Origin of the sequence: Cytobacillus massiliigabonensis, from assembly GCF_900199725.1 — a bacterium.
Taxonomy (GTDB): Bacteria; Bacillota; Bacilli; order Bacillales; family Cytobacillaceae; genus Cytobacillus; species Cytobacillus massiliigabonensis.
Map to the genome: position 1 here is coordinate 220,412 of NZ_LT904904.1, position 25,682 is coordinate 246,093.

Annotated in this window: 25 protein-coding genes; 13 read left to right on the top strand and 12 right to left on the bottom strand. The window is 37.3% G+C overall.

Annotation, left to right across the window (positions count from 1 at the left end; translation table 11 throughout):
- Positions 1-741: 741 nt before the first annotated feature.
- Positions 742-1,650, bottom strand: a complete 909-nt coding sequence (locus C1726_RS12390) for a nuclease-related domain-containing protein (protein ID WP_102275792.1) — start codon at positions 1,648-1,650, stop codon at positions 742-744.
- A 193-nt stretch (positions 1,651-1,843) separates the two neighbouring features.
- Positions 1,844-2,287 carry a GNAT family N-acetyltransferase gene (locus C1726_RS12395; protein WP_102273439.1) on the bottom strand — a complete coding sequence of 148 codons (444 nt, stop codon included), beginning with the start codon at positions 2,285-2,287 and terminating at the stop codon, positions 1,844-1,846.
- A gap of 335 nt (positions 2,288-2,622) precedes the next feature.
- Between C1726_RS12395 and C1726_RS12400 the strand changes: the two genes are divergently transcribed.
- From C1726_RS12400 to C1726_RS12415, 4 genes are all read left to right on the top strand, one after another.
- On the top strand, positions 2,623-3,465 hold the full coding sequence (locus C1726_RS12400) for a hypothetical protein (protein ID WP_102273440.1): 843 nt from the start codon (positions 2,623-2,625) through the stop codon (positions 3,463-3,465).
- A gap of 140 nt (positions 3,466-3,605) precedes the next feature.
- Entirely contained in the window at positions 3,606-4,172 is a 567-nt protein-coding gene (locus tag C1726_RS12405; protein WP_102273441.1) for a VanZ family protein, read from the top strand.
- 30 nt (positions 4,173-4,202) lie between these two features.
- Positions 4,203-4,904, top strand: coding sequence for a response regulator transcription factor (locus C1726_RS12410; protein WP_102273442.1), 702 nt, complete (start codon positions 4,203-4,205; stop codon positions 4,902-4,904).
- Entirely contained in the window at positions 4,876-5,991 is a 1,116-nt protein-coding gene (locus tag C1726_RS12415) for a sensor histidine kinase (RefSeq protein ID WP_235822770.1), read from the top strand. Before C1726_RS12410 ends, C1726_RS12415 begins: the two co-directional genes overlap by 29 nt.
- A 105-nt stretch (positions 5,992-6,096) precedes the next feature.
- On the opposite strand, the gene C1726_RS12420 is transcribed toward C1726_RS12415, so the two are convergent.
- The gene (locus tag C1726_RS12420) at positions 6,097-7,440 is read right to left on the bottom strand and encodes a sodium-dependent transporter (protein ID WP_102273444.1); all 1,344 of its coding nucleotides are present in this window, start codon (positions 7,438-7,440) and stop codon (positions 6,097-6,099) included.
- Between the two features lie 281 nt (positions 7,441-7,721).
- Between C1726_RS12420 and C1726_RS12425 the strand changes: the two genes are divergently transcribed.
- A complete protein-coding gene (locus tag C1726_RS12425) occupies positions 7,722-8,438 on the top strand; it encodes a sulfite exporter TauE/SafE family protein (RefSeq protein ID WP_102273445.1) in 717 nt (238 codons plus the stop codon).
- Between the two features lie 58 nt (positions 8,439-8,496).
- On the opposite strand, the gene C1726_RS12430 is transcribed toward C1726_RS12425, so the two are convergent.
- The 3 genes from C1726_RS12430 to C1726_RS12440 form a co-directional block, all read right to left on the bottom strand.
- Positions 8,497-8,805 (bottom strand): hypothetical protein, encoded by a 309-nt coding sequence (locus C1726_RS12430; RefSeq protein WP_102273446.1) that lies wholly within the window; start codon positions 8,803-8,805, stop codon positions 8,497-8,499.
- On the bottom strand, positions 8,802-9,467 hold the full coding sequence (locus C1726_RS12435; protein ID WP_102273447.1) for a hypothetical protein: 666 nt from the start codon (positions 9,465-9,467) through the stop codon (positions 8,802-8,804). The genes C1726_RS12430 and C1726_RS12435 overlap by 4 nt, the downstream gene beginning before the upstream one ends.
- A gap of 185 nt (positions 9,468-9,652) precedes the next feature.
- Positions 9,653-10,066 (bottom strand): MarR family winged helix-turn-helix transcriptional regulator, encoded by a 414-nt coding sequence (locus tag C1726_RS12440; protein ID WP_102273448.1) that lies wholly within the window; start codon positions 10,064-10,066, stop codon positions 9,653-9,655.
- A gap of 253 nt (positions 10,067-10,319) precedes the next feature.
- On the opposite strand from C1726_RS12440, the gene C1726_RS12445 reads away from it, so the two are divergent.
- Positions 10,320-10,595 (top strand): hypothetical protein, encoded by a 276-nt coding sequence (locus C1726_RS12445; protein ID WP_102273449.1) that lies wholly within the window; start codon positions 10,320-10,322, stop codon positions 10,593-10,595.
- An 87-nt stretch (positions 10,596-10,682) separates the two neighbouring features.
- Here the strand turns inward: C1726_RS12445 and C1726_RS12450 are convergent, their stop codons facing one another.
- Positions 10,683-11,444 (bottom strand): DeoR/GlpR family DNA-binding transcription regulator, encoded by a 762-nt coding sequence (locus C1726_RS12450; protein ID WP_102273450.1) that lies wholly within the window; start codon positions 11,442-11,444, stop codon positions 10,683-10,685.
- Between the two features lie 236 nt (positions 11,445-11,680).
- Between C1726_RS12450 and C1726_RS12455 the strand changes: the two genes are divergently transcribed.
- From C1726_RS12455 to phnX, 5 genes are read left to right on the top strand one after another with little or no spacing between them, the layout of a single operon-like run.
- Positions 11,681-12,433, top strand: coding sequence for an ABC transporter ATP-binding protein (locus tag C1726_RS12455; protein ID WP_102273451.1), 753 nt, complete (start codon positions 11,681-11,683; stop codon positions 12,431-12,433).
- The gene (locus C1726_RS12460; RefSeq protein WP_102273452.1) at positions 12,426-14,075 is read left to right on the top strand and encodes an ABC transporter permease subunit; all 1,650 of its coding nucleotides are present in this window, start codon (positions 12,426-12,428) and stop codon (positions 14,073-14,075) included. Before C1726_RS12455 ends, C1726_RS12460 begins: the two co-directional genes overlap by 8 nt.
- Positions 14,075-15,049, top strand: a complete 975-nt coding sequence (locus tag C1726_RS12465; RefSeq protein WP_102273453.1) for an extracellular solute-binding protein — start codon at positions 14,075-14,077, stop codon at positions 15,047-15,049. The genes C1726_RS12460 and C1726_RS12465 overlap by 1 nt, the downstream gene beginning before the upstream one ends.
- Positions 15,050-15,069: 20 nt before the next feature.
- A complete protein-coding gene (gene phnW, locus C1726_RS12470) occupies positions 15,070-16,167 on the top strand; it encodes a 2-aminoethylphosphonate--pyruvate transaminase (RefSeq protein WP_102273454.1) in 1,098 nt (365 codons plus the stop codon).
- Positions 16,160-16,996, top strand: coding sequence for a phosphonoacetaldehyde hydrolase (phnX, locus tag C1726_RS12475; RefSeq protein ID WP_102273455.1), 837 nt, complete (start codon positions 16,160-16,162; stop codon positions 16,994-16,996). Before phnW ends, phnX begins: the two co-directional genes overlap by 8 nt.
- Positions 16,997-17,238: 242 nt before the next feature.
- On the opposite strand, the gene gnd is transcribed toward phnX, so the two are convergent.
- The 5 genes from gnd to C1726_RS12500 all read right to left on the bottom strand — a co-directional run bounded on the left by gnd (position 17,239) and on the right by C1726_RS12500 (position 23,108).
- The gene (gene gnd, locus C1726_RS12480; protein WP_102273456.1) at positions 17,239-18,648 is read right to left on the bottom strand and encodes a decarboxylating NADP(+)-dependent phosphogluconate dehydrogenase; all 1,410 of its coding nucleotides are present in this window, start codon (positions 18,646-18,648) and stop codon (positions 17,239-17,241) included.
- Positions 18,649-18,755: 107 nt separating this feature from the next.
- Positions 18,756-20,102: a GntP family permease gene (locus C1726_RS12485; RefSeq protein ID WP_102273457.1), complete on the bottom strand. Its 1,347-nt coding sequence runs from the start codon at positions 20,100-20,102 to the stop codon at positions 18,756-18,758.
- A 15-nt stretch (positions 20,103-20,117) separates the two neighbouring features.
- Entirely contained in the window at positions 20,118-21,662 is a 1,545-nt protein-coding gene (gntK, locus tag C1726_RS12490; RefSeq protein ID WP_102273458.1) for a gluconokinase, read from the bottom strand.
- On the bottom strand, positions 21,655-22,386 hold the full coding sequence (locus C1726_RS12495; protein ID WP_102273459.1) for a GntR family transcriptional regulator: 732 nt from the start codon (positions 22,384-22,386) through the stop codon (positions 21,655-21,657). The genes gntK and C1726_RS12495 overlap by 8 nt, the downstream gene beginning before the upstream one ends.
- A gap of 233 nt (positions 22,387-22,619) precedes the next feature.
- On the bottom strand, positions 22,620-23,108 hold the full coding sequence (locus C1726_RS12500) for a GyrI-like domain-containing protein (protein WP_235822771.1): 489 nt from the start codon (positions 23,106-23,108) through the stop codon (positions 22,620-22,622).
- A 339-nt stretch (positions 23,109-23,447) separates the two neighbouring features.
- On the opposite strand from C1726_RS12500, the gene C1726_RS12505 reads away from it, so the two are divergent.
- Both C1726_RS12505 and C1726_RS12510 read left to right on the top strand, forming a co-directional pair.
- Positions 23,448-24,716 (top strand): ATP-binding protein, encoded by a 1,269-nt coding sequence (locus tag C1726_RS12505; RefSeq protein WP_102273460.1) that lies wholly within the window; start codon positions 23,448-23,450, stop codon positions 24,714-24,716.
- Positions 24,717-24,727: 11 nt separating this feature from the next.
- Positions 24,728-25,618, top strand: a complete 891-nt coding sequence (locus tag C1726_RS12510) for a response regulator (protein WP_102275794.1) — start codon at positions 24,728-24,730, stop codon at positions 25,616-25,618.
- Positions 25,619-25,682 lie beyond the last annotated feature (64 nt).

Sequence of the window (25,682 nt, forward strand, 5' to 3'; positions counted from 1 at the left end):
CGAAGTCCTCTCGAGTTCGGACAAGATTAAGAGAAAAGGCTCCAAACGAGTCCGAAGTCCGCTTGAGTTCGGACAAGACTAAGAGGAAAGGCTCCAAACGAGTCCGAAGTCCGCTTGAGTTCGGACAAGATTAAGAGGAAAGGGCTCCAACCGAGTCCGAAGTCCGCTCGAGTTCGGACAAGATTAAGAGCAAAGGCTCCAAACGAGTCCGAAGTCCGCTTGAGTTCGGACAAGATTAAGAGGAAAGGCTCCAACCGAGTCCGAAGTTCCCCCGAGTTCGGACAAGATTATGTTAAAAAGATCCAACCGAGTCCGAAGTCCGCTCGAGTTCGGACAAGATTAAGAGAAAAAGGCTCCAAACGAGTCCGAATTTCGCTTGAGTTCGGACAAGATTAAGAGAAAAGGCTCCAAGCGAGTCCGAAGTTCCCCCAAGTTCGGACAAGACTAAGAGAAAAAGGTCCAAACGAGTCCGAAGTCCGCTCGAGTTCGGACAAGATTAAGAGAAAAGGCTCCAAACGAGTCCGAAGTCCACCCAGGTTCGGACAAGATAAAGAGCAAAGGCTCCAAACGAGTCCGAAGTCCGCTCGAGTTCGGACAAGATAAAGAGCAAAGGCTTCAAACGAGTCCGAATTTCGCTTGAGTTCGGACAAGATTAAGAGAAAAGTCTCCAACCGAGTCCGAAGTCCACCCGAATTCGGACAAGACCAAAAGAAAAGGCTCCAATCAAGTCCGAAGACCGCCTTATTCATAAAAAGTATCACTTGTTTTTCCGAATGTAGTGTAGTGTTTCCTTAAAATCCTGTTGATTGTCTTCTTGTTTAAACCAACCTTGCACCACTCATAAATGCTTTGAGTAGTTACCTTTCGATCAGGAAATAGCAGCTTAAACTCCTCCACATTTCTTAAAATGGCTGATTCAATTTCTTCATGTTCCCCACACTTTTCGCATTCAAAGTGATAATTTTTTCTATAAATCATGAGAGAATGACAGCACCTGCAATAGATCCCTTTTTGAAGAAAATCATAATCATATTTTGGCAATTTCATAAATGGATGTACTGTTTGGTGTAAGGAAATTAATTTTTGAGCGAGCTTTCTATGTCCATCATTCAACCTTGAGGGAGTTTTATCTAAATCTCTTAGAAAACGATTTACCTGGGTTGGAAAAATAAATGGTTGGTCCATTGGGGCTTGATATAAAGTGAATTCAGGGTTCACGAAGATAACGGAAGTTTCAACGAGGTAATTTTGTTTGAGGTTTTGGAGTAATTGGCGGAAAAGTGCAGCACTTCTTTTTAGCTGGTCTACAGGGTTCTTATATTCACGCCCGGTTGTGACAGCATAGAGTTTGTCCAATTCTAAGTAGTAATCACCCTTGAAATTTTTGATATCCAAGAGGTGAATAGCACCTTGTGAAATAATTAATGTATCAATTTGAAAATAGGAGTTGTTCACCTCAAGCAGTAAATCATTGATGATGTATCTTTCTTCGTGAAGATTCTCGCTTAGCTTATCAAATTGAATCTCCCCTTCATAGCCTTTTTCAAGGTTTAAATAGTGACGCCTTTCCTTTTCAGTTAAGTTCATTCGTTTGTTTAAACTTCGGCATATCAATAATTCATTTGATTCTTCTCGAGCCTTAAGCAGCATGAGATCATTCTCCCCTCTTAATATTTCTTTAATTATATAAAAGAACATCTAGATTTCCTTAAGAGAATATGATTATTCAGTTAACAATTGCTCGTTTAAACTAACCAGTAATGGCAAACTTCCTATCTTCTTAGAGGTTTAACTATAAAAGTAAAGCTGACTAGCCTATATCCACTTCGTCAGCTTTTGGGAGCTAAAACGTATAACGGGAGACTTGTTCATCACTAATAATCAGCCCAGCTACTTCTTGGAAACCAACCTTCTCGTAAACACGTTTTGCATGTACATTAGTTGGTTCATAGGACAGTGTGATCGTTTTATGACGCTCCTCTTTCAAATTCCTTATATCATCTATAACTAGTCTGACCGCTTCCTTCCCATATCCCTGCCCTTGATATTTATGATCAATCATCATGCGATAAATCCAATACTCATGATCATCTTCATCAATTCCATATAACGCAAAACCAATCATTTCCTCTCCATGGTAGATTCCTTTTGCATGGAAATTTTCTAGAAAGTTCAATTGAGAAAGGGATACTGCATTTGAAGCAACAAACTTTACTTGGTCGTCCCGGACACGCAGCGAAATGGCCTTGAGCCAATTGTTTTTCGTTATTGTTTTTAAATGCAACACACTAAATTCCTCCTTCCTTAAAATTCAGATAATTATTAGACTAATTAAATTATATTTAGTTCTCTAGCTTTCTTCAACAAATTGAAAGGAGTCTTATTCTTCTCTTATGTTCAAGTTATCTAAGCAGTGAAAATCATGACAATTATTAAGAGAACCTTAGCTCTTCCTTTAAAAAATCTTTAAAATCGAAAAATATACTATGGACATAGGCTTAAGCAAATAGATGCTTAGACCTAAATGAATTTTACAAAGCAGGGGAGGGATAGGTAGTAAGCTAATAATTTCAAATGATCTAATGCAGTTCAGTTGGAGCAAAGAAAGGAAGGAAATGAGAGATGAATAAAGACAAAGCAGGAAAAAAGCCGCTCAAGAATATGAAAAGAGGCATGTTAGCTGCGGCAGCAGTACTTGTTATAGGTACTTCTACTACTGTTGCTGCCGCCCAGAATACGGATTATTTTAAGATGTTTTTTAGTGTGAAAGAGATGGGTAGTCAAATAACAGATCAAGTAACCATTGTATCGGGGATTAAAATGAAAGTAGAAGAAAGTATGAGTGGAGGAAAAAGTGCGATTATCATTGCCTCCTTTGAGAAAGAAGATGGATCTTTATTCCCTAAAGATGCAGCCATCGCCACTCTAGAATTAGACCTGAAAAATGGGGCAAGTTACATGGTCGATCAGCAAGTAACAGAGGACGGCAAGAAGCTTATTGCAATGTTTGATGTAGATTCAACAAGCAGCCTAGCTGGTGAAAAGGTGACTCTAAGGGCAGATGCAATTATTAATGGGGAAACGGATGAGATAGTTGAAGAAGGACCATTTAAACATACGTTTAAAGTACAAGATCATTCCAATCGAATGGATATTGATTTAACAATGAAACAGCAAAACGAGGAAGTAGCGTTAAAAACGGTATATGTTTCAGCGATCGGAATTGGCCTTGAGGGGAAACGTGTAGACGGAAAAACGGACTTTCTGCCAGAACATGCCCCGATTGTTAAGGCAATAGCAAAGGATAATACAATCATTGAATTAAAATCGAGCTCAACAAGCACTACTGACATTGGCTTTAAATGGCAATACAGTTTAGATCAAGATGGAAACCGCGTCTTTTTAGAAAAATCAAAGATTAAAGCGATTATGATCAATGATCAATTAATGAACGTGAACGAATAAAGATAAAATGCTTAGAAGCGTATATTCGATTTGAGTATACGTTTTTCTCATTTTTAAGAAATCATTTCTATTTTCTTTAAAAAAACTTTAGATTTACTCAATATACTAAAACTATTAATTTAACTGTAGGAGGAAAACAGATGGAAGAATCGATCATGTTTACAATTGATTCAGCATATATTCTTGTTCCAGCATTGATTATTTTTTTACTATATATAACTTATGCAGCGCTTTTAAGACATAAGTTCAGTTTAGGGCAAGCTGTCCTATTAACATCGTTTGCCATTTACTTCTTATGCATGATTCATTTAGTATTTTTCCCAATCGAAGTGAACATTGGGAAATACGCAAACCTGACTCCTTGGTACAAATCAATAAATTTTATCCCAATATTAACAATTGATATCACGACTTTTCTTTTAAATGTAATCATGATGCTGCCTTTTGGCATGTATTTGCCATTACTGAATAAGAAGTATCATTCTATTAAAAAAGCAGCTTATATAGGGTTCTTAGTCAGTTTAACTTTCGAGATCATTCAGCTGTTAATAAGAGTCACACTTGGGAATGGGAGAAGTACAGACATTAACGACTTAATTGCCAATACATTAGGTGCTGTGGTAGGGTTTTTACTAATAAAAAAACTGTCACATGTCCAGATAGTTATTCGCATTCTTCATAAGATAAGCTTAGAAAAAGGAATGTAAGAACGTACATGTGCTTAAGGAGGCAAAACTTTGAGTAATACGATTTTAATTGTCGATGATGATAAAGACATTGCAAAGCTTGTTGAAGTTTACCTAAGCAATGAGGGGTATCAAATCCTTCAAGCACAGGATGGAATCGAAGCATTAAAGGTACTCTCATTGAATCGAGTGGATTTAATTGTATTAGACGTTATGATGCCTAATATGGACGGGCTGGAATTATGTAAACAGATTCGGACCGATAATCAGGTGCCCATCCTCATGCTAAGTGCCAAAGTACAGGACATGGATAAAATTATGGGTTTAATGACAGGTGCCGATGATTATATGATTAAGCCTTTTAATCCGTTGGAATTGACCGCTAGAGTAAAGGCATTATTTCGGAGGGTAAATTATAATCCTGCCAAAAATACAGGAGCTATTCAAATTCATACACTAGAAATTGATAAGCAAAGTCATCAGGTGACTGCAGGCGGGAAAGAAATCAAATTAACGTCCATTGAATTCGACATTTTATATTTTTTAGCTAAAAATCAAGGAAGAGTATTCAGTTCGGAGGAGATTTTTGAAAGAGTTTGGAAGGAGGAAAGTATCGGTTCGAATAAAACCGTTATGGTCCATATTAAAAATATCCGCGATAAAATAGAAGCAGTGATACCAGGAGAAGCAGTCATTCAAACCATCTGGGGAGTGGGGTATAAAATTGAAAAAAGTCATCCTGTTTATTCCTAAATGGAAGTTTCCCTTATATATTCTTCTCTCATCCCTTTTGACTAGTGTAACAGCTGTGGCATTCATTCCGACAATCAGGTATTTAGAAACGGAGTCATCACGGGTGTCAGATTTAATTGAACTTGTTGGCTCTTTCGGTTTAGCGCCTATAGTACTCATCTTTAGTGTGATTTTTATTAGTTATTTATTTCCATTTTTCCTATATGAAAGAAAAAGATATCACGAGTACTTACTTAATAAAATGATCGAAGAAGTCGAGTATATTTCAGAAGGTCATTTCGGCCAAAAAGTAACCATTGAGGACGAACAGAGAATAGGTGAATTAGGTAAAAAAATTAACAATATTGTTTTCCAAGGAGAAAAAGCGGTAGAAGATCAAAAAAAATCTGCACAAGTAAAAAATGATTTGGTTACGAATGTGGCTCATGATCTGCGGTCACCGCTTACTTCCATTGTCGGTTATTTGAACCTGATCAATGAAGATCAATATAAAGATGAGGTTGAACTGCGTCATTACATCCAAATTGTTCATAACAAGGCAGAAAGTCTGCATCATCTAATCAATGATTTATTTGAATATACTTTCGTTCAAAACAGGGAAGCTCTTATGAATGAAGTGCCTATTAATATAGAAGAAATGTTAAATCAGCTGATCATTCAGCATCAATATCAAGTTCAAAATGCAGGTATGGAAATGAGACTATTCTTAGCTTCCGCAATGAATCCGGTAGTCATGGGAGATGGGAATAAACTAGCAAGAGCTTTTGAAAACCTTTTGCAAAATGCGATTCGGTATGGGAAGGAAGGGAAATACATTGATATAAAATGGATTGATTCAGATGAAATGATTGAGATTGAAATAGCTAATTATGGTCAGGTCATTCCAGATGTTGATATCCCGCATATTTTTGAAAGGTTTTACAGAGTAGAAAAATCTCGATCGGAACATACAGGGGGATCGGGTTTAGGACTAGCCATTGTAAAAAGTATTGTAGAATTACATGATGGACTTATTGAAGTGAAGAGTTCGTTAGGAAAAACATCATTTGTTGTTAAGTTGTGGAAAATGATAAGTGAGGCAAAGTGAAAAGTTCTGGAGAAATTACATTCTAGGTTGTTATATAGCCTTATTCGATTTGATTCATCATTTTGGGACAAGGAGCCTGTCTCCATGTCCCGCTGTACTGTAAAACTAAATAATCCCAAGCGTATTCAGAAATACAACGATGATTGTAATGGGAACCACACAGGTCATCAAGAAGCGCCAAGCGGGATATAGCCTTGGTGCTGCTGTACTATTTAATTCAAATTCATTTTTAATGAGTGATGGATCAGCTCTATAGATGATGAAAAATGAAATCAGCAGGCTGCCGAATGGAAGCATAATATTACTGACAAGAAAATCTGTCGCATCAAAAATGTTTTTTCTAAAAATCATTAAATCGCCTAGAATGCTAGAAGATAAAGCTGCTGGAATGGCTGCCAGGAAGATAATGAGCCCAGAGACCCATGTTACCTTGATTCTTGACCTTTTACCATTTGCTGTAAAAGCAGCTACAATAATTTCATACAAACTAAAGGATGAGGTCAATGTAGCAAACAAGAATAAGAATAGGAACAGGCACAAGAATACTTCGCCTAATGGCAGCTGAGAAAAAACGGATGGCAATACGATAAACAGCAAACCAGGACCTTCTGCGGGTTCATATCCGAAAGCAAAGACGACTGGAAAAATCGCAAGTCCAGCTAATAACGAAACGAAAATATTCATACCGACAACTGCGCTGGCAGAAGACGTTAAGCTTACATCTTTTTTTAGATAAGAGCTGTAGGTAACCATGCAGGAAAATCCAACTGCTAGTGAGAAAAATGATTGTCCTAACGCATATAGAATGGATTCACCGGTTATCTTCGAGAAGTCGGGCGAGAGAAAGAACCTCACTCCTTCCATTGCTCCGTCAAGGGTTAAGGCACGTACAACTAAAATGATAAAAAAGATAAATAATAGCGGCATCATATATTTATTCGCTTTTTCAATTCCGTTTGAGACACCAAGCGAAATAACGAGAATGTTAATGAATGAGAAAATAAACAAGCCAACGATCGTAATCCATGGGGTTCCAATGATTAAATTAAATAAATCAGGATAGTTTGCCCCATCAGCAATAATATGACCAAGAATAGATAAACCGCTATATACAAGAACCCATCCGCCAACGACACTGTAAAAGGATAGGAGCAAAAAGCAGCCGAGGACTCCAAGTCGTCCAACCCATACCCAAAGGCTGTTAGGTGCCAGGTTTTTATAGGCGCTGATTGCCTCTTTGCCTGACCCTCTGCCAATAATAAATTCGGCAATAAGCAGAGGTAAGCCGATTATCAAAGTGAATGCGACGAATATGAGAAAGAAAGCACCCCCGCCGCTCATTCCTGTTACATACGGAAACTTCCATATGGCGCCAAGACCAATAGCCGCCCCGGCAGATGCCAAAATAAATCCAATCTTGGATGTCCACTGGTCTTTTTTTACCTCCACTTCACATCACCCTTTTCTAAATTTACGGAATACAAAATAATCACGGTCTGTCTGGCAGAACGGCGATAGAAAGTTCCATTTTATCATAGATATTTCGAAAGTTAGCCTTCTAACTTAAAACTTTTACATAAGAGATCATTGTCTGTGTAGGTCCAATTATTCAATGGGGATGGAGATCTCTTCTTATGAACCCTTCTCTCGTTTCAGGAAAAGGTATATCATTAAAGGTAAGGAGAACTTTAATGTGTTTATGGGAAATAAAGTAAAAAAGCGGGTGCTATATGAACTTATTTTTATTTGTCGTCATTATCCTAACAGCTTCCATCCTTCAAACAAGTACAGGTTTTGGTTTTTCTATATTAGCTACTCCCTTTCTTTTATTACTCTTTGAACCAGCCGAAGCGATACAAATGAACTTACTTCTATCGCTAGTGATTTCTATTGCTTTAATTAGGAAGGTTAGAAAGGATATTGATTTTGGAATCCTGAAAAGGTTTGTGATCGGAAGTGGAATTGGCCTGCCGATAGGAATCATCATCTTCATGTTAATAGATATAAATAAATTAAAGTTGGTCATAAGCCTTATTATTTTGGCATTAACTATTTTGCTTATCCTTAAGTTTCGCATGAAACAGGGAAAGAAGAGAGACTTAGCTGTCGGCGGACTTTCAGGTGCCCTTACAACGAGTATAGGCATGCCTGGACCGCCATTGCTGTTATATTTTTCAGGAACAGATACGCATAAGGAAAAGCTGCGAGGGACTACGCTGGCATTTTATTTGTTTATTTATTTGATTAGTTTAGTTATCCAGGTTATTTTTGCTGGAACGAATAAAACAGTCTGGGTATCAAGCGTTGCTGCACTTCCACTAGTATTTATCGGTTTGTATGTGGGTCAGCTCTTATTTAAAAGAATTAACCAGCAAATCTTCCGTATCTTCACGTATATTATTTTATTGTTTACTGGTATTTATTTGTTTATTGAAAGTTTGCTGTAATTGTTAAAGGCAGTTCCTATTTTTATAGGTGCTGCCTTTTTCTTATATAGTAATGAAATTATTTAAACTTCATGGGCGGATGGGCAGGGGAGAAAAGAGTATGAAAGCAAAATTTAATCGAGCGCTTTACATAAAGTGAACCTCTGTATAGTAAAAACGAAACAATAAGTGATACTGGAATGCTTAAAGCGATAGGAAGATCAATGCCATGCCAAATACTCATTTTAATTTGTTCGAAACCAATTGTTCGTAAAATCCCGGCGAATATGGAGATTAGTGCACTCAACATCATTCCTAGGTAAAGGACAGAAAGGACAGGGATTGTTAACGACATTAAGAAGGAAAGGACCCTTTTTTTTATGTTCATGGATTTTCACTCCGTATAATCTGTTGGACTTTAGCATTCGGAGAGATGGTACAGCTTACTGTATAGGTAAGTGTTTGAATATTGCACTGGCTGCCCACAACCACAACATCCCCCTCAACGATTTCAGCATCTGTATAGGCAAGCTGCAATTGTTTTCCTTTAATAAATTGACAGACTAGTTTTTTCTTTAACGAAATGGACTTTCTATCCTTTTCTATACACACTGCATCCGCAATGAGCCGGTTAATTATGCTCTCACCTGATAATTTTAAGTGAAAATGTTTTGCCTGAATTTCTTTTGCGGTAATGATTCCAATGGAATCAAGGTGTTCTGAATGTAGCGTTTCTTCGATGGTAAGCCTTCCTGAGCTGTGGAGCTTCGCTGCACGTACATTCTTCATTTTTAAATTTCCGGCATTTATGATCTCTTTTACCTCGCAATTGCCCTTTATGGCACATGATCCAGAGCTTTTTAACAGATTTGCTGCAACATGAGAATGAAAGGTACTAAAGCCATGAGAAGAGATCTCTTTGAGATGGATTTCTTGATGTAAAGCAACAGAACCACGAATTTTTAATTGTTCATAGTCTTTAGCTAATTCCTTGATATTCCCTCTTGTCAGTGTGATGCTGTGATTCTTTTGAGTCCGTTCATTTAGCATTCCTAAACACCACCGTATTTTAATTAATATATATTTTAATTATTAAAATATATATTAATTAAAATATAATCTTTGATGCTTTGTCAAGAAGGGAAAAAATCGTCGAACCGTTCTATCTGATTGTATTAGGGTATAGGATGTCATAATTAAACAACAAAAAAAGGATTTCATTATAGGTGAAATCCTTAAAAAATGGCACTCATTAATGTATTAACTTCTTTTAATACTTTTGCCATATCTGTTAGTTTTTCTGATGAGAATTTCAAAAAGATGGCATGAACTTTTTCTTCCCCCATCTTCGTCAAGACCATTTTTACGACTCTGCGGTCATCGCTTTCTCTTATACGCTGAACTACATTTAATTTTTCCAGTTTATCACACATCGATGTAACAGCTCCAGGAGTTACATTAAAGAAATCAGCAATTTCAGTTGCTTTCATGCCATTATTGATTTTTAGCTGAAGCAGAAGGATAAGCTGATTCTGAGTGAGTGACTCTCCTTCTGATAGCAGGTTGACAAACATTTTAGACTTTTGTTGTATATCAAGCATTTCTTTCATTATGATTTCCACATTATATAACTCTTCATTTTTTGCCATTGGATCACAGCCTACTATAGTATTTTACTTATTAAAATATATAGCAAGTATATAATTAATTTTTGCCAATGCCAATAGATCTACTTAGGAGTACAAACTGTAGATATTCATTTACCTATCACTTTTTTCAATAAAGTAATGTACTTTTTAATGAAATTATTTTTAAATTAATGAATAACGGATTTAAATAAACCTTATGTAAATTTGGTATGTGCACTTAGTGAAGAAGTGCGGTAAGGGGAAAGGAACTTTAATGAAAATATATCTGATTCTTAGTCAAATTCTTTATTTACTTTGTACACTGCCATGGCTTTTGATCTGGGGAATGTCGTTTATGAGCTTTGATAGTGGTTTTGGACTGGGGAATGTCAGTTTTGTATTAGGAATAGGTTTGTATCCTGTTGCGGTCCTTATCTGCAGTATTATCGCATGGATTCTTCATGTACGCAGAAGACGAGTGGCTATTATTGTAAACTTAGTCCCGATGTTATGGATTGTTATTCTAGGAGCTATTTTCGTGTTGTATTGAAAATAGCAGCCTCTATAAAAGCTGAAGGATACAAGATTCAATTGAAAATTGTATCCTTCAGCTTTTGTTATTTACATATTATCTATTTTATTCTGAAATAATTAATTCGGTGTTTGTTTTATTAAATTCATTAATCAAATCTTTATTAACGTTTTCATCCGTAATAATGTAATTAATTTGCTCAATAGGAGCAATTGCAATGGTGACATCTTTTCCGAACTTAGTACTATCGGCAGCAACATATATTTCTTTGGAGCGTTCAATGATTTTTTTCCGGGTAAGGGCTTCTTCCACATTATAGTCGGAAATACCTCTTTCAAGTGTAATACCGCTTGTACAAATAAATGCTTTCAATATATTTAATTCATTAAAATTAAATAAATAATCAAAGGTAACAACTGATTGCTCATTTTTCCTAATCTTTCCGCCTATGATGATTAGTTCAACATCTGTATTCATCAGCTCGGTTATTACAGGAATGGAATTTGTGACTACAGTTAAGTTTTTCTTGTTTTTAATGTATTTTGCAATTTGATAAGTGGTTGAGCCGCTATCAATAAATATACAATCTCCATCATTGATCCATTCACTGCATGTTTTCGCAATGCGCTCCTTTTCCTCTAAGTGACTGATCATTCGTTCATCGATCGCAGATTCGCCAAATTTTGATTCTACGATCTTAACCCCGCCGTAAATCTTTTCAATTTTCCCTTGTTTTGTAAGTAGATTTAAATCTCTGCGAAGCGTATCAACGGAAACGTTTAGTTTATCCGTTAGTTCAGATATTTTGAGGACTTTTTTTATCGTTAATATTTCAATAATTTTTTTTTGCCTTTCAAGTGGAAACATATTTTCACCCATTTAAATTTAATTAGATGCAGCTTCAGTAATTCCAGTTTACTGATAAATCTCGGTGTACTCAATAGATTTACATAAATAACAACAAGGAAATTAGTAAGAGTTAGTAATAATATAGTGTTAAGTTAGTAAAGATATAGGCAAAATTTACATAAACTATACAAAAGTCTTTATTCAAATTTACATATCATTTTTATACTTAGGTTGTATTCAGGGAGGTGAGCCGTTTGCTGAAATTGCAAAATATAAGCAAACAATTCGATCAAAAGGTCGTTTTAGAAAATATAAATCTTGAAATAAATACTGGAGAGATTGTTTCCCTGCTAGGTCCAAGCGGAAGTGGAAAAACAACATTATTAAATATTATTCTCGGATTAACAAAAATGGATGAAGGAAAAATCATTTTTAATGGGCGGGATATAAGCAATGTACCAATGAAGGATCGGGGATTTAATATTGTTTTCCAAGACTATGCACTTTTTCCTCATTTAAATGCCTATGAAAATATTGTGTATGGATTAAGAAATAAGAAGGGCATGGTTTCTGAAAAGGAGCTTCAGGAATATATCGATTTTTTGGAGCTGAAGCCGCATTTAGCAAAGAAAATGGGGGAGTTATCAGGCGGGCAAAAACAAAGAGTTGCACTAGCTAGAACACTAGTAACAAAGCCGGAAATTTTGCTGTTAGATGAGCCGTTGAGTGCATTGGACGGGGTAATAAAGGAATCAATTAAGCAGCGTATTCAATCCATTGCAAAAGAGTATAAGCTTACAACAATTATTGTTACACATGACCCGGAAGAAGCATTAACACTGTCTGATAAAGTATTAATCATTAATCGGGGAAATATTTCGCAGTTTGGTACTTCCAAGGAGATAATTAATCAGCCAAGTAATGATTTTGTAAAGGAATTTATCTTAAAACAGCTGCAAATAAAACGGCAAAATATATTCAATTTATTTGGTGAGAAGTATGCCTAATGTAAGATCAGAAATGCGGGTCGTTTATTTACTAATAGCATTAGTATTTGCTGTATTTCTATTATTGCCTTTGACCGCTTTATTGATTCGATCGTTTGAAACGAGCAGCGGGCTTGACCTTTCAAATTATCTTTCGGTTCTGTCGAACAAAGAGATGATGGAATCAATTGGAAATAGCTTCAAAGTTTCTAGCGCTACAGCTGTGATAACGACTATTCTAGCATTTATATTTGCTTATTCGATTAACTGTACGAGAATCTATCGGCCATTAAAGAGAGTAATAGGAACGGTAATTATTCTCCCGATGCTCTTGCCTACTATTACATATGGATTTGCTATTATGTATTCTTTTGGAAACCAAGGGTTAATAACAAAATTAATCGGTCAGGGATTTTTTGAAATATACGGCTTTAATGGTTTATTAATCGGCTATGTGATCTATACATTGCCAGCAGCATTTCTTCTTATCAATAATTCCTTTAAATATGTTGATAAGAAATTTATCATCGTTTCCAAGCTAATGGGTGATAGGACGTTAAGAAGTTTTTCAAATACGATTGTTCGCCCATTAATCGGAACATTAGGCGGGGCCTTTGTTCTTTCCTTTATTTTGAGCTTTACAGACTTTGGAATACCCGCATCGGTTGGGGGAACGTATTCTGTTGTTTCCACTCAACTGTATCAAGTGATGCTGGGGTCCATTCCTGACTTTAATCATGGGGCTGTCATTGCTGTCCTTATGTTATTCCCAGCAGTGCTAGGCGTTTTTCTGTTATATTTCCTTGAAAAATTTAACTTTCAATACGAAAAGATTACCGATATAGAGTGGATGCAAAATAAATATCGGGATACTTTCCTAGCAATTATTTCATCGATCATTTTAGTAGGGATCCTCTCTATTTTTGCCGTTATGTTTATCGCGCCATTTCTAAATAGTTTTCCTTATAATCTATCGTTTACCTTTAAACACATTTCGAATGTTTTTCAATCGAGTGATTTAGTTGCTGTTTACAAAAATTCATTAGTAGTTGCTGTTTTTACAGCCTTTATTGGCACTGTTATTGCCTATAGTTCTGCGATTCTAAATGTACGCACGCAATTAAAAGGAAGAGCAGCTATCGATGTCCTATCAATGATTACAAATACTGTTCCAGGTATGGTGCTTGGTTTATCGTATTTGCTGCTTTTTAATGGCAGTAGTTTAAAAGGAACATTTATTATCATCATCCTATGTAATATCGTTCACTATTTTACTACTCCCTATTTAATGGCCAAAAACTCCTTATCAAAAATGAATCGATCTTGGGAAACGACAGGAGAGTTACTTGGAGACAGCTGGATTAAGACCATTTATCGGGTTATTCTGCCAAACTCCGTATCTACTGTCATTGAAATGTTTAGTTATTATTTTATTAACTCAATGGTAACGATCAGCGGAATTATCTTTCTAGTTACCGCTCAAACTTCATTAGTTGCGAGCAAAATAAAAGAACTGCAGCATTTTGCAAAATTTAATGAAATATTTGTTTTATCATTACTCATCTTTTTTACTAATCTATTGATCAAACTCCTTTGTGATTATTTGCAGAAAAGGCAAGCAGTAAATGGTAAAAAAATATATAGAAAAAGTGAGGCAGCATAATGATGAAGAAATTGATTCTAATTCTATTCGTTTTAGGTTTTGTGATTGCATTAGCAGGCTGTAACAGTCAAAAAGAAGAGGAAGTCGTTATTTATACGAATGGGGACGAAGAAGCTGTTGCGGCAATGGAAAATGCCTTAAATAAGGCTGGGTATGAGGGAGAGTATGTCTTTCAATCATTAGGAACGTCTGAATTAGGAGGGAAGTTAATAGCAGAGGGGAAGGAAATCGAAGCTGATTTAGTAACAATGAGTTCTTATTTTCTTGAAAGCTCACAAGAGGAGCATGCGATGTTTAAGGATTTAGCTTTTGACCCGAAGGCATTAGTGGAATATCCATCCTTTTATACGCCGATTTTATCCAATACAGGTGCCATTTTTGTCAATACGGAAGTACTGAAGGAAAAAGGGCTGGAAGCGCCAGCATCTATTAAGGACTTAACAAAACCAGAATTTAAAGGATTAGTGTCTATTCCGAATATCGCTGATTCTTCAACAGGCTGGCTGTTAATTCAAGCGATTATAAGTGAGTACGGGGAACAAGAAGGAAAAACGATTCTTCATGATTTGATCGCTAATGTTGGTGCACACTTAGAAAGCTCTGGCTCGGGTCCTATTAAAAAAGTCCAGGCTGGAGAAGTGGCAGCAGGATTTGGGCTTCGTCATCAAGCGGTCCAAGCGAAGGAATCAGGTGCACCGATTGATTATGTTGATCCAGTGGAAGGCAACTTTTCTCTTACTGAATCGATTGCGGTTATCGACAAAGAGAGTGAAACAACAGATTTAGCTATGAAGATGGCAGAGGTAATTATTAGCGACGCAAGGAAGGAATTATTGTCGTCCTATCCGGTTGAGCTTTACAAAGGGGAGACAGTTGATGAGGTGAACAAGCCGGCACATTCGATGACATTCGACCAATCCTTAACAGTGGAGCTATTGGAACATCACCAAGCATTTTTTACTTCAGCAAAATAATAATTGGAGAGTGAAGAAACATGCATAGTTATAAGCTTTTGACACCAGGTCCATTAACAGCTTCTCGTACAGTGAAAGAGGAAATGCTTTATGACCGCTGCACTTGGGATGATGATTATAAAGGGATTACGCAAAAGATTCGTACACAGCTGCTTGAATTAGCTGGTGTATCGCAGCAAGATTACACGGTTGTGCTCATGCAGGGAAGCGGCACATTTGCGGTAGAAGCGGTCATGACAACAGCCATATCAGATGATAATAAGGTTCTCATAGTGACGAACGGTGCTTATGGAGAGCGGATTGTAAAAATGGCTCACTATATCGGGCTTAATTACCGTGAATACCGTACGGCCTATAATGAGTTCCCGAATGAAGATGAAATAAAAGAAATTCTAGAAGAAGATCAAGCGATTACCCATTTGGTTATGGTTCATTGTGAAACAACGACAGGCATTTTAAATCCGATTGAGATGATATCAAGATTCTCAAAGGAGTATGGCAAAACGTTAATCATCGATGCAATGAGCAGTTTTGGCGGGGTGGATATAAATATTCTTGAACTAGGAATTGATTATCTAATTAGCAGTGCGAATAAATGTATTCAAGGGGTTCCTGGATTTGGCTTTGTTATTGCCAAACGGGATAAACTTGCAGCTTGTGAAGGAAACGCACGTAGCTTATCATTAGATCTATTTGATCAATGGAAGGAAATGGACAAGGATGGAAAATGGCGATTTACATCCCCAACACATGTTGTAGCTGCCTTTTCGAAAGCTATTGATGAATTGCTTGCAGAAGGCAGTATCTCAGCCAGACAGAAACGCTATCAAAATAATAACCAAATTTTGCGGGATAGACTAGAAAGGCTGGGTATTCATGCGTATATTACAGCAGAAAAACAGTCACCGATCATTACAACCTTTCTTTTCCCAAGTGAACAATTCCGCTTTGAAGATTTCTATTTGTATGTGAAAGAACGAGGCTTTATCCTTTATCCAGGAAAGCTAACTGATGTGGATACATTCCGTATTGGCAATATTGGAGAAATTTATGAAGAGGATATACAGGGATTATGCAATATTATTGAAGACTATATGGAGGTGTGCCAACATGCATAAGGTTGAAGGTATTATCTTGGATTGGGCTGGAACAGCTATTGATTTTGGCTGCTTTGCTCCTGTAAATGTATTTATTGACATCTTTAAGAAAAAGGGCATTGATGTAACGATGGAAGAGGCAAGAGCGCCAATGGGCATGCTAAAGATTGATCATATTCGTGAAATGCTAATGATGCCAAGGGTCTCCGGATTATGGGAAGCTGAGTTTGGGAGAACATTCCAAGAGCAAGATGTAGAGGATTTATATGCCGAATTTGAGCCTGCATTAATGTCCTCCTTAAAAGAATATACGGATCCCATTCCTGGGGTGGCAGAGACCGTACAAAAGTTGAAGGAGATGGGACTGAAAGTAGGTTCGACAACAGGGTATACCCAATCAATGATGGATGTTGTTGCTCCCCATGCAGCGAGTAAAGGCTATAGCCCTGATTTCTATATTACTCCTGATGGAACAAATTATCTTGGAAGACCGTATCCTTATATGATTTATCGTAATATGGAGGCATTGAAACTTTCTGCTGCGTGGAAGGTTATCAAAGTGGGTGATACGGTTTCAGATATTAAAGAAGGGGTTAATGCGGGGGTTTGGTCTGTTGGTGTCATCATAGGCAGCTCTGAATTAGGATTAAGCTTAGATGAGTTTAATGCTTTATCAAAGAAGGATCAAGAAGCAGCTATCGCTAGAACCGAACAAACCTTTATCCAAAATGGGGCTGATTTTACATTGAAATCAATGAGCGAACTGCCGCAGTTAGTCGAGAGGATTAACCACCTTATTGCAGAAGGGAAAAGTCCGCATACAAGAGTTGAAAGGCATGAGAAGATTTAGCATAGTATATACATAAATTTACTTTTGGTATTGGGGACTTTTTAATACTTTGTGTGAGAAAATTAGTAAATGCCTAAATAAAAATAGTCCAATCCCAATTCGGGCGGACTATTTTTGATAAAGCAAATGTCTGTCTTGCTTTACAGGGACAGTGAACCTGTCCCCATGTCCCCGGGTTCTGACAGGAACAGCAGAGATAGTCTGAATTGAGTCAGAAGTAACTCTGAGTGCTGACAGGATCCCTATTTTACCTGCCATTCTGTATGGAAAATGCCCTCTCTGTCATTTCTTTCATATGTGTGGGCGCCGAAGTAGTCGCGTTGTGCCTGTAATAGGCTAGCATTTGATCTGCCAGTGCGGTAGCTGTCATAGTAGGTAAGTGAGGCATTTAAGCAAGGGAACGAGATGCCGGAGTTAATGCCTTCAGAGACTACTTTTCTCAATCCTGTTTGATACCCTTTCACTTTTTCAGCAAAATATGGGGCGATTAGCATATTGGATAAATTCGGCTGTTCTTGATATATTTTACTAATCACGTTTAAAAAATCTGCTCGAATGATACAGCCGCCACGGAAAATAAGGGCAATATCCTTCAATGGCAAATCCCAGCCGTACAGTTCAGAAGTCATTTTATACTGTGTGAATCCTTGTGTATAGGCACAAACCTTACCCATGTATAATGCTTGTCTGACATACTCAATCCACATATCTTTGTCTAAGGGCTGCTGATCCATGTCAGGTCCGGATAGGATGCTTTCTGCTTTTACTCGTTCTTCTTTTAAAGAAGATAGATATCTTGCAAATAACGATTCCGTAATAATGGATGAAGGGATTCCATTATTAATTGCTTGAACGCTTGTCCATTTTCCAGTTCCCTTTTGTCCTGCTTTATCAAGAATGACATGGATGAGGGGGCGTCCCGTTAATTCATCCTCTTTTCTTAAAATGTCTGCAGTGATTTGGATTAAATAGCTATTAAGTTCTCCTTGATTCCATGTGTCGAAAATGTCTGCAATTTCGTGAACGCTCAAATGGAGCCTGTCCTTTAAAAAAGTGTAGGCTTCTGCAATTAATTGCATATCGGCATATTCGATCCCGTTATGTACCATTTTTACAAAGTGGCCAGATCCCTTTGGCCCCATATAAACACAGCATGGGCTGTTATCTACTTGTGCGGCTATTTTTGTAAGAATAGGAGCAACTTTCTCATAGGCTTCTTTATCTCCGCCTGGCATGATAGATGGCCCCTTTAAAGCACCGACTTCGCCGCCAGAAATTCCAATTCCTAAATAGTCAATTCCTTTAGACTTCAGCTCGTCATATCTTCGTACCGTATCCTCGTAATGAGAGTTCCCGCCGTCCATAATGATATCGCCTGCTTCAAGCACTGGCATTAATGATTGAATCACTGAATCAATCGGTTTGCCTGCTGTAACCATAAGAAAGATTTTTCTTGGCGTTTCCAATGACCGGACAAATTCTTGGATTTCGTAGTATGGATGGATCGGCTGTCCTTCACTTTTTTGAACAAGCTGATCGGTCAAATCCCTCGTGTAGTTATAAACAGCTACTTGTTCTCCTTTACTTGCCATGTTTAAAGCGAGATTACTGCCCATTACGCCTAAACCAATCATACCGATTGTATTGAACATTCTTCTGAGCTCCTTTGTTCTTTAGATTAATAGGCAGTAAAACTCTTATTCAATCGAGAGGTTTTACTGCCTAGAAAGGATAAATTTATGTTGCCCTTAGAAAAAAATTATACGAATAAACTTAGCAGTAGAATGAACCCTAATCCAGCTACAGAAATAATTGTTTCAAGCAACGTCCATGTGGCAAATGTTTCCTTCATGCTTAATCCAAAATATTCTTTAAACATCCAGAAGCCAGCATCGTTTACGTGCGAAGCAATTAAACTGCCCGCTCCCGTTGCAAGTACAACTAAAGCAAGGTTCGCATCAGATTGTCCTAGCATTGGAATAACTAAACCAGCAGTTGTTAAAGCAGCAACTGTTGCAGATCCTAAAGAAATTCGCAAGATGGCTGCGATGATCCAAGCTAGTAAAATAGGTGATAGGGAAGTATCATTGAATAATTCAGCCACATAATCGCCTACACCGCCATCAATTAATACTTGCTTGAAGGCGCCGCCTCCCCCAATAATTAAGAGCATCATCCCAATTTGTGTAATAGCTGTTGTACATGATTCCATAACCGTTTTTATCGGGATTTTTCTTGCGAGTCCCATTGTATAAACGGCAACTAATAAGGAAATCAGCATAGCAGTACCTGCTTCACCAATAAACCGGATTGCAGCTAGGAAGCTATTGTCTTCAAATCCCATTGTCTTTTGAAGAAGCGTAATGATGGTTGCAATCGACATAAGGATAACAGGAAGGATCGCAGTAAAAACACTGATGCCAAATCCAGGAGTATCCTCCAATTTAAAGGATTTTTGCTCTCCTAACGAAGCGATATTACCTGTTTTTGTAAATGATTCAGGAACCATCTTTTTAGCCAGCTTTGTAAAAATAGGTCCAGCGATAATAACGGTTGGAATCGCAATAATAAAACCGTATAGCAAAACTTCGCCAATGTTTGCTCCATATTCACCAGCAATAACGGTTGGTCCCGGATGTGGCGGCAAGAAACCGTGGGTGACAGACAAAGCGGCAGTCATTGGAATACCGAGATATAGAATCGATACTTTTAGTTCTCTTGAAATGGCGAAAACGATTGGAATTAATAGAACTAGTCCTACTTCGAAAAATAATGCTACCCCAATAATGAATGAGGCAACAACGACAGCCCACTGAATATTTTTTTCTCCAAATTTGTTGACGAGGGTCATCGCAATTCTTTGGGCTCCGCCTGAATCAGCGATTAACTTCCCTAACATTGCTCCAAGTCCAAAGATTAGCGCTAAATGGCCAAGCGTTCCTCCAAGTCCTGCTTCAATCGTTTTAACAATTCCCTCAAGCGGCATCCCAAGAGCTAAAGCAACGCCAAATGAAACGATTATTAATGATATAAAGGTGTTTAATTTAAGTCCCATTATTAATATTAGTAATGCAATGATCCCAATGGCTACAATGAATAATGGCATATATACCCCTCCTAATTATTTGTTTGTGTCTATTAAACCGCGCTGGTAGCTGGAAATCTGTGTATATTCGTTTGCTAATACCCGAGAAAGGTTGATAAAAATCGGCAATAATTGCCGGTATTCTTTAACAGCTTCCTCGTTGGGTGTATGTTTAAAAGTGCTGCCAATCATCTCAGAAGCTACTTCAAATGACTGGATTTTACCTGTCGCATAAAGCCCCAAAATACAAGCACCTAAACAAGAACTTTCGTAGCTTTCAGGAACGACTACCTCAGATTCAAAGATATCGGACATCATCTGCCTCCATACCTCAGACCTGGCAAAGCCGCCAGTTGCTTGAATTCGTGTGACAGGACTTTTCATACATTCCATTAAAGCTAAAAAGACAGTATATAAATTGTAAATAACACCCTCTAATGCTGCGCGTATCATATGTTCTTTCTTATGTGAAAGTGTTAGACCGAAAAACGAGCCTCGCACATTCGGATTCCAAAGTGGTGCGCGTTCACCAGCAAGATAAGGGTGGAATAATAATCCATCAGCACCTGGTCTTACTCTCTGAGCAATTTTCGTTAATACCTCATAAGGATCAATTCCAAGTCTTTTTGCTGTTTCAATTTCTGAAGAGGCAAATTCATCTCTTATCCAGCGAAGGATCATCCCGCCATTATTCACCGGTCCGCCAATTACCCAATGCTTTTCGGTGAGGCAATAGCAAAATATTCTGCCCTTCTCATCTGTTTGCGGCTCGTCAATAATTGTTCGGATGGCACCGCTTGTCCCAATTGTTACCGCAATTTCACCTTGCCTTATAGCATTTACACCGAGATTAGAAAGTACACCATCGCTTGCCCCGATAATAAATGGGGTTTGTGGATTAATCCCAATCTGTTTTGCTAAATCAGGATGACAGTTCTGAAATATTTTAGTTGTTGGTACAAGCACAGATAGTTGGGCACGTGTTACACCAGCAACTGCGATAGCTTCCTCATCCCAATCTAGAGTATTGAGATTCATCATGCCCATCGCTGAAGCTAGGGAGTAATCGACAACATATTGATTAAAGAATTGTTTAAAGATATATTCTTTAATTCCAATATACTTTTTAGCTTTGCCAGCGATTTCAGGATGCTCATTCACAAGCCAAGCAATCTTTGTTAATGGTGACATGGGGTGAATGGGTGTGCCTGTACGTTTGTATATTTCATGTCCATTCAGCTCATCCTTTATTTTATGGGCCCACGCTTCACTGCGATTATCTGCCCAAGTGATACATGGGGTTAGCGGCTGGTCGTTTTCATCCATCGCAATCACGCTATGCATGGCACTGCTGAATGAAATAAATGATAGCGTTTTTTGCGGATGATTCTTTGTTATATTCGAAATTGCTTTCAGAACAGCCTGGAAAATCTCTTTAGGGTCTTGTTCAGCTGTAGACATATCTGGTGTGTAAAGAGGATACCCAATATTCTCTTGTTGGATGACCTCTCCCTTTTCAGTAAATAAAACAGCTTTCGTACTTGTCGTGCCGATGTCTATACCTAACATATAGCTACTCATTTTCTAGCTCGACTCCTTTAGATAGCATTTGTTGGGACATCCATAAATCCTCAACCTTTCCTTGGACATCGTCAAAGTTTTGGTGTAAAGACTTAACCATAAGCGTTCGATCCTTCGTTTTTATTGCTTCAATATAAAGCTCATGATTCTCCACAATCCGTGTGAAGTCTTCGTATTTCTCTTTAAAGCGAACACGCATGGATAAGAGGATTAAAGATTCCATAACTGGTTTTAGATTGTTCCAGATCATGAGAATATATGAATGATTAATGGCACGAATAATTGTTTCATGAAATAAAACATCTTGATAAGAAAATTCATCCGCATCTTTAAATTTGATAGCAACTTTCATCATTTCAAGGATTTTGCTCAGTTCATTTACTAACTCTTCAGTGTCCATTTTGACAAGCCGTTCAAACACAAATGTTTCTATAAGTAAACGTACATCGTATATTTCTTCAATTTCTTTTTCAGTTAAGCCAATAACGACGGCGCCCATTCTTTCTAATCGGATTATATTTTCCGAAGCAAGTATTTTTAATGCTTCACGTATTGGGGAGCGGCTTACAGAAAAATCAGCAGCTAATTTATTTTCAGATAGAATGGTACCGCTTTCAATGAGACCAGAAATAATTTGCATTCGAAGCTCACATGCTACACGATCACCAGCTGAAGCTTTAGAAAGCCATTTTTCTGGATAGAGAGATTCTTTCGGTTCTGTCATAAAATCACCTTCTTCAATTAATGAAGTATACTTGTATACAAGTATATAACTGTGATGCTTAAATGTGCAAGCGCTTTTATTTAATGAGCATCTATGTATATTTTGGAAAATTCGTTGTTTTATAAAATGGGGAGAATACATAATAAAAAGCCCTTTCCATTTTTGGATAGAGCTTTTTATCATGTATGTTTACCTATAATGGTTTAAGTTCCTGCATTCACAAATCTTTCTCCTTACTTTTTCTGAACTGCAATAAAAATATCAATTTCATTGTCAGATTCATACGGCTTGTATCGTTCATCCCATCGTTCCATATCATATTTTAGTGGTGCATAGCCGTTTTCCCCAAGCCATTTCCCGTATAAGTAATCATATGTTTTATACAATTCTGCCTCAGGTCCTTGATGAGTATAAGTAACATAGGAATTCTCCGGAATGGTGTGGAGAATGGCTCCTTTAGGGACTTCACTTGCATTAGATACTTCATAGCCAATGATTTGTGTGAATTTATCCTCTAAGGCATTAAAGTCCTCTTTTGCTGGATATCGCTGAATTAAATAGACGTGACTGCCGCTTTTATTCACAATGCGGTCGGCATATTCTTGTAATCTAGCAAGTGTTTTCTTACCTAGCTCTCCTTCTTCTATTTCCCGCAGATTGGCTTCAAACTGAAAACCAATTACTTGAAAGGCATCTTTCCTCATTACATTTGGTTCCGTCATATGAAAAAACTCTCCTTTTTCCTTTAATATGATTAATTCTAACTAGCTGTACATATGTGTGATTTCAAACCTATAAAATGGAAGCGATTGTGGCGTCTAAGAGGCGAGAGTATTAAGGCTGCTGCTGTAAGATTAACTTCTCTGTCCTTTTGTTTTTTCCTCCTAAAAAAAGAAAAAGGATTACAAGTTAATCCTTTTCTGTAAATTTCATAATTTCCTTCATTCAAATGTATCTATGAGGGATTCACTAAGGTAAGAATCAAGGTTTGTTAATAAGGAATATTTAAGAGAAAATAGAGATGCTATAATAATTTAAAAAAGTGCAATCAGGAGATTTCAATGTCTTTTTCAAAACATCATTTAAGCAAGCATTTTAATCAAACGGATGGATTCATATTAGTTATTACCGCTTTGCTGACGGCAGTTCTAAGTGAAGTGAAGGTAGTTCCCTTCGATGGAGAAGCTTTTCGCTTTGGTCTTGGAAGCATTACCTTTTTTCTGCTTATTCTCATTTGGCCACCGGTTTCACTTATACGCACAGGGGTTATTACAGGGATAACAGTTGTAGGATTCCGCTTGATTGAAGATTATTTCATTAGTGACATAACTATTTCTGCAAGCTTAATTAGTCATTTGCCTGCCCTATTATTTTATTTTGTATTTGCACTTGGTTTACATACGATTAAAATCGAACGGTATAAAACATTTCCGCTTATTTTGGGAGCTTGGGCTTCCCTTTTTGAATTGATCGGAAATGTTTTAGAATACATCATGCGACACGGGCTGCTGCATCAAACGAATGATTTCAGGGACTGGGTATTATTATTTGGGGTGGCATTGTTCCGCAGCTATTTTGCGGTAGGTTTATATAGCTCCATTACGGTTTCGGAGCAAAAGAAAAGGATGCAAGAGATGCTCGGAGTCGGTTCTGAACTATATGGCGAAGTGCTCTACTTGCAGAAATCAATGAACCATATCGAGCAAATAACTGCTGAGAGCTTTGATTTATATCGGAAATTGAAAAAAAATGAGCTGCACCCATTAAGTGTTCAGGCTCTTCGCATTGCCCAAGAAATTCATGAAGTGAAGAAGGATTCGCAAAGGATTTTAGCCGGGCTAACAAAAGTAACGGGAAGAAAAAAAAGTGACACTCTTTTTCTCGCTGATGTTCTGAACCTTGTTGTAATAGCAAATGAAAAGTATGGTGAATTGTTAAAGAAAAAGATCACCTTTTATGTAAATTTATCCGTTGATTTTGAAACGAATCAGCTTATTCCGCTTCTTGCTTTATTAAATAACCTGACTGCTAATGCTGTCGAGTCCATTGCTGAAAATGGGGAAATTCATTTTGATATTTGGGAAGAATCGCCACATATTTGTTTTGATATTAAAGATTCAGGCAAAGGAATTGCGGAAGAGGATGTATCTATTATTTTTGAACCTGGCTATACAACAAAATTTGATGATGATGGTGTTGCTGCAACAGGGATTGGACTATCCCATGTCAGCGAAATAGTTCAAAAGCTAGAAGGGAAAATTCAAGTGGAGACTTCTAATAAGGGAACGGTTTTTCAAATCCGCATTCCAATTATAAATATACGAAAGTGAGTTGAATGACCCTGCGTTATTTCATTGTAGATGATGATCCAGCAAGCAGAACGATGCTGAAAAATATAATTATCGATGGGGATTTAGGAGTTGTCATAGGTGAAGCAGAAAGCGGTGCCGCTGGAATTCAGACCATCCTTACGATCAATCCGGATGTTGTCTTAATTGACTTATTAATGCCGGAGCTAGATGGAATTGAGACGATTGAGCTTTTAAGAATGAAGGGATTTCGGGGACAATTTATTATGATTTCTCAAATTGAAAACAAAGAAATGGTTGGCGAGGCATATGAAAAAGGAATCGAGTTTTTTATTCATAAGCCAATTAACCGTATGGAAGTGCAGAGCATCTTAAAGAAAACAGCGGAACAATTCCGGCTAAAAGGTTCATTGATAACAATTCAGGAGTCTTTAGCCAATATCGGATTAGCGAATCAAATGAAAAGGCAGCAAAGTGTAAAGGAGATTGTCTTAACGATTTTAAATGATATGGGAATCATTGGGGAGGCAGGAAGTGATGATATTATCGCGATCATTGAATTTTTGATGAGTCAGGAAAATAAAGTTGCACAGCTGCCGCCTTTAAAAGATATCTATGAGGCTTTAGCTAAAAAACAGGGATTTGCTGATTCAGATATAAGTAAGGAAAGTAAAGCAATGGAACAGCGAATTCGCAGAACACTTCTTACGGCAACAAATAACCTGGCTTCATTAGGGGCTATTGATTATACGAATCATGAGTTTGAATATTATGCTCCCAGGTACTTTGACTTTCAGGAAATAAGAAAGCAAATGATATTGATTCAAGAAGGAAAAGAGGAGCTAGTAAGGATCAAAATTAATAGCAAAAAGTTTCTTCAAGTACTTTATTTAGAAACACTGGAAAAATACAGCCAAAGTTAGTTAAATAATGGCTCATTTTAAAATTATTAAAAAATATAATTGTCGGATTCTGTAGGATTGAGTA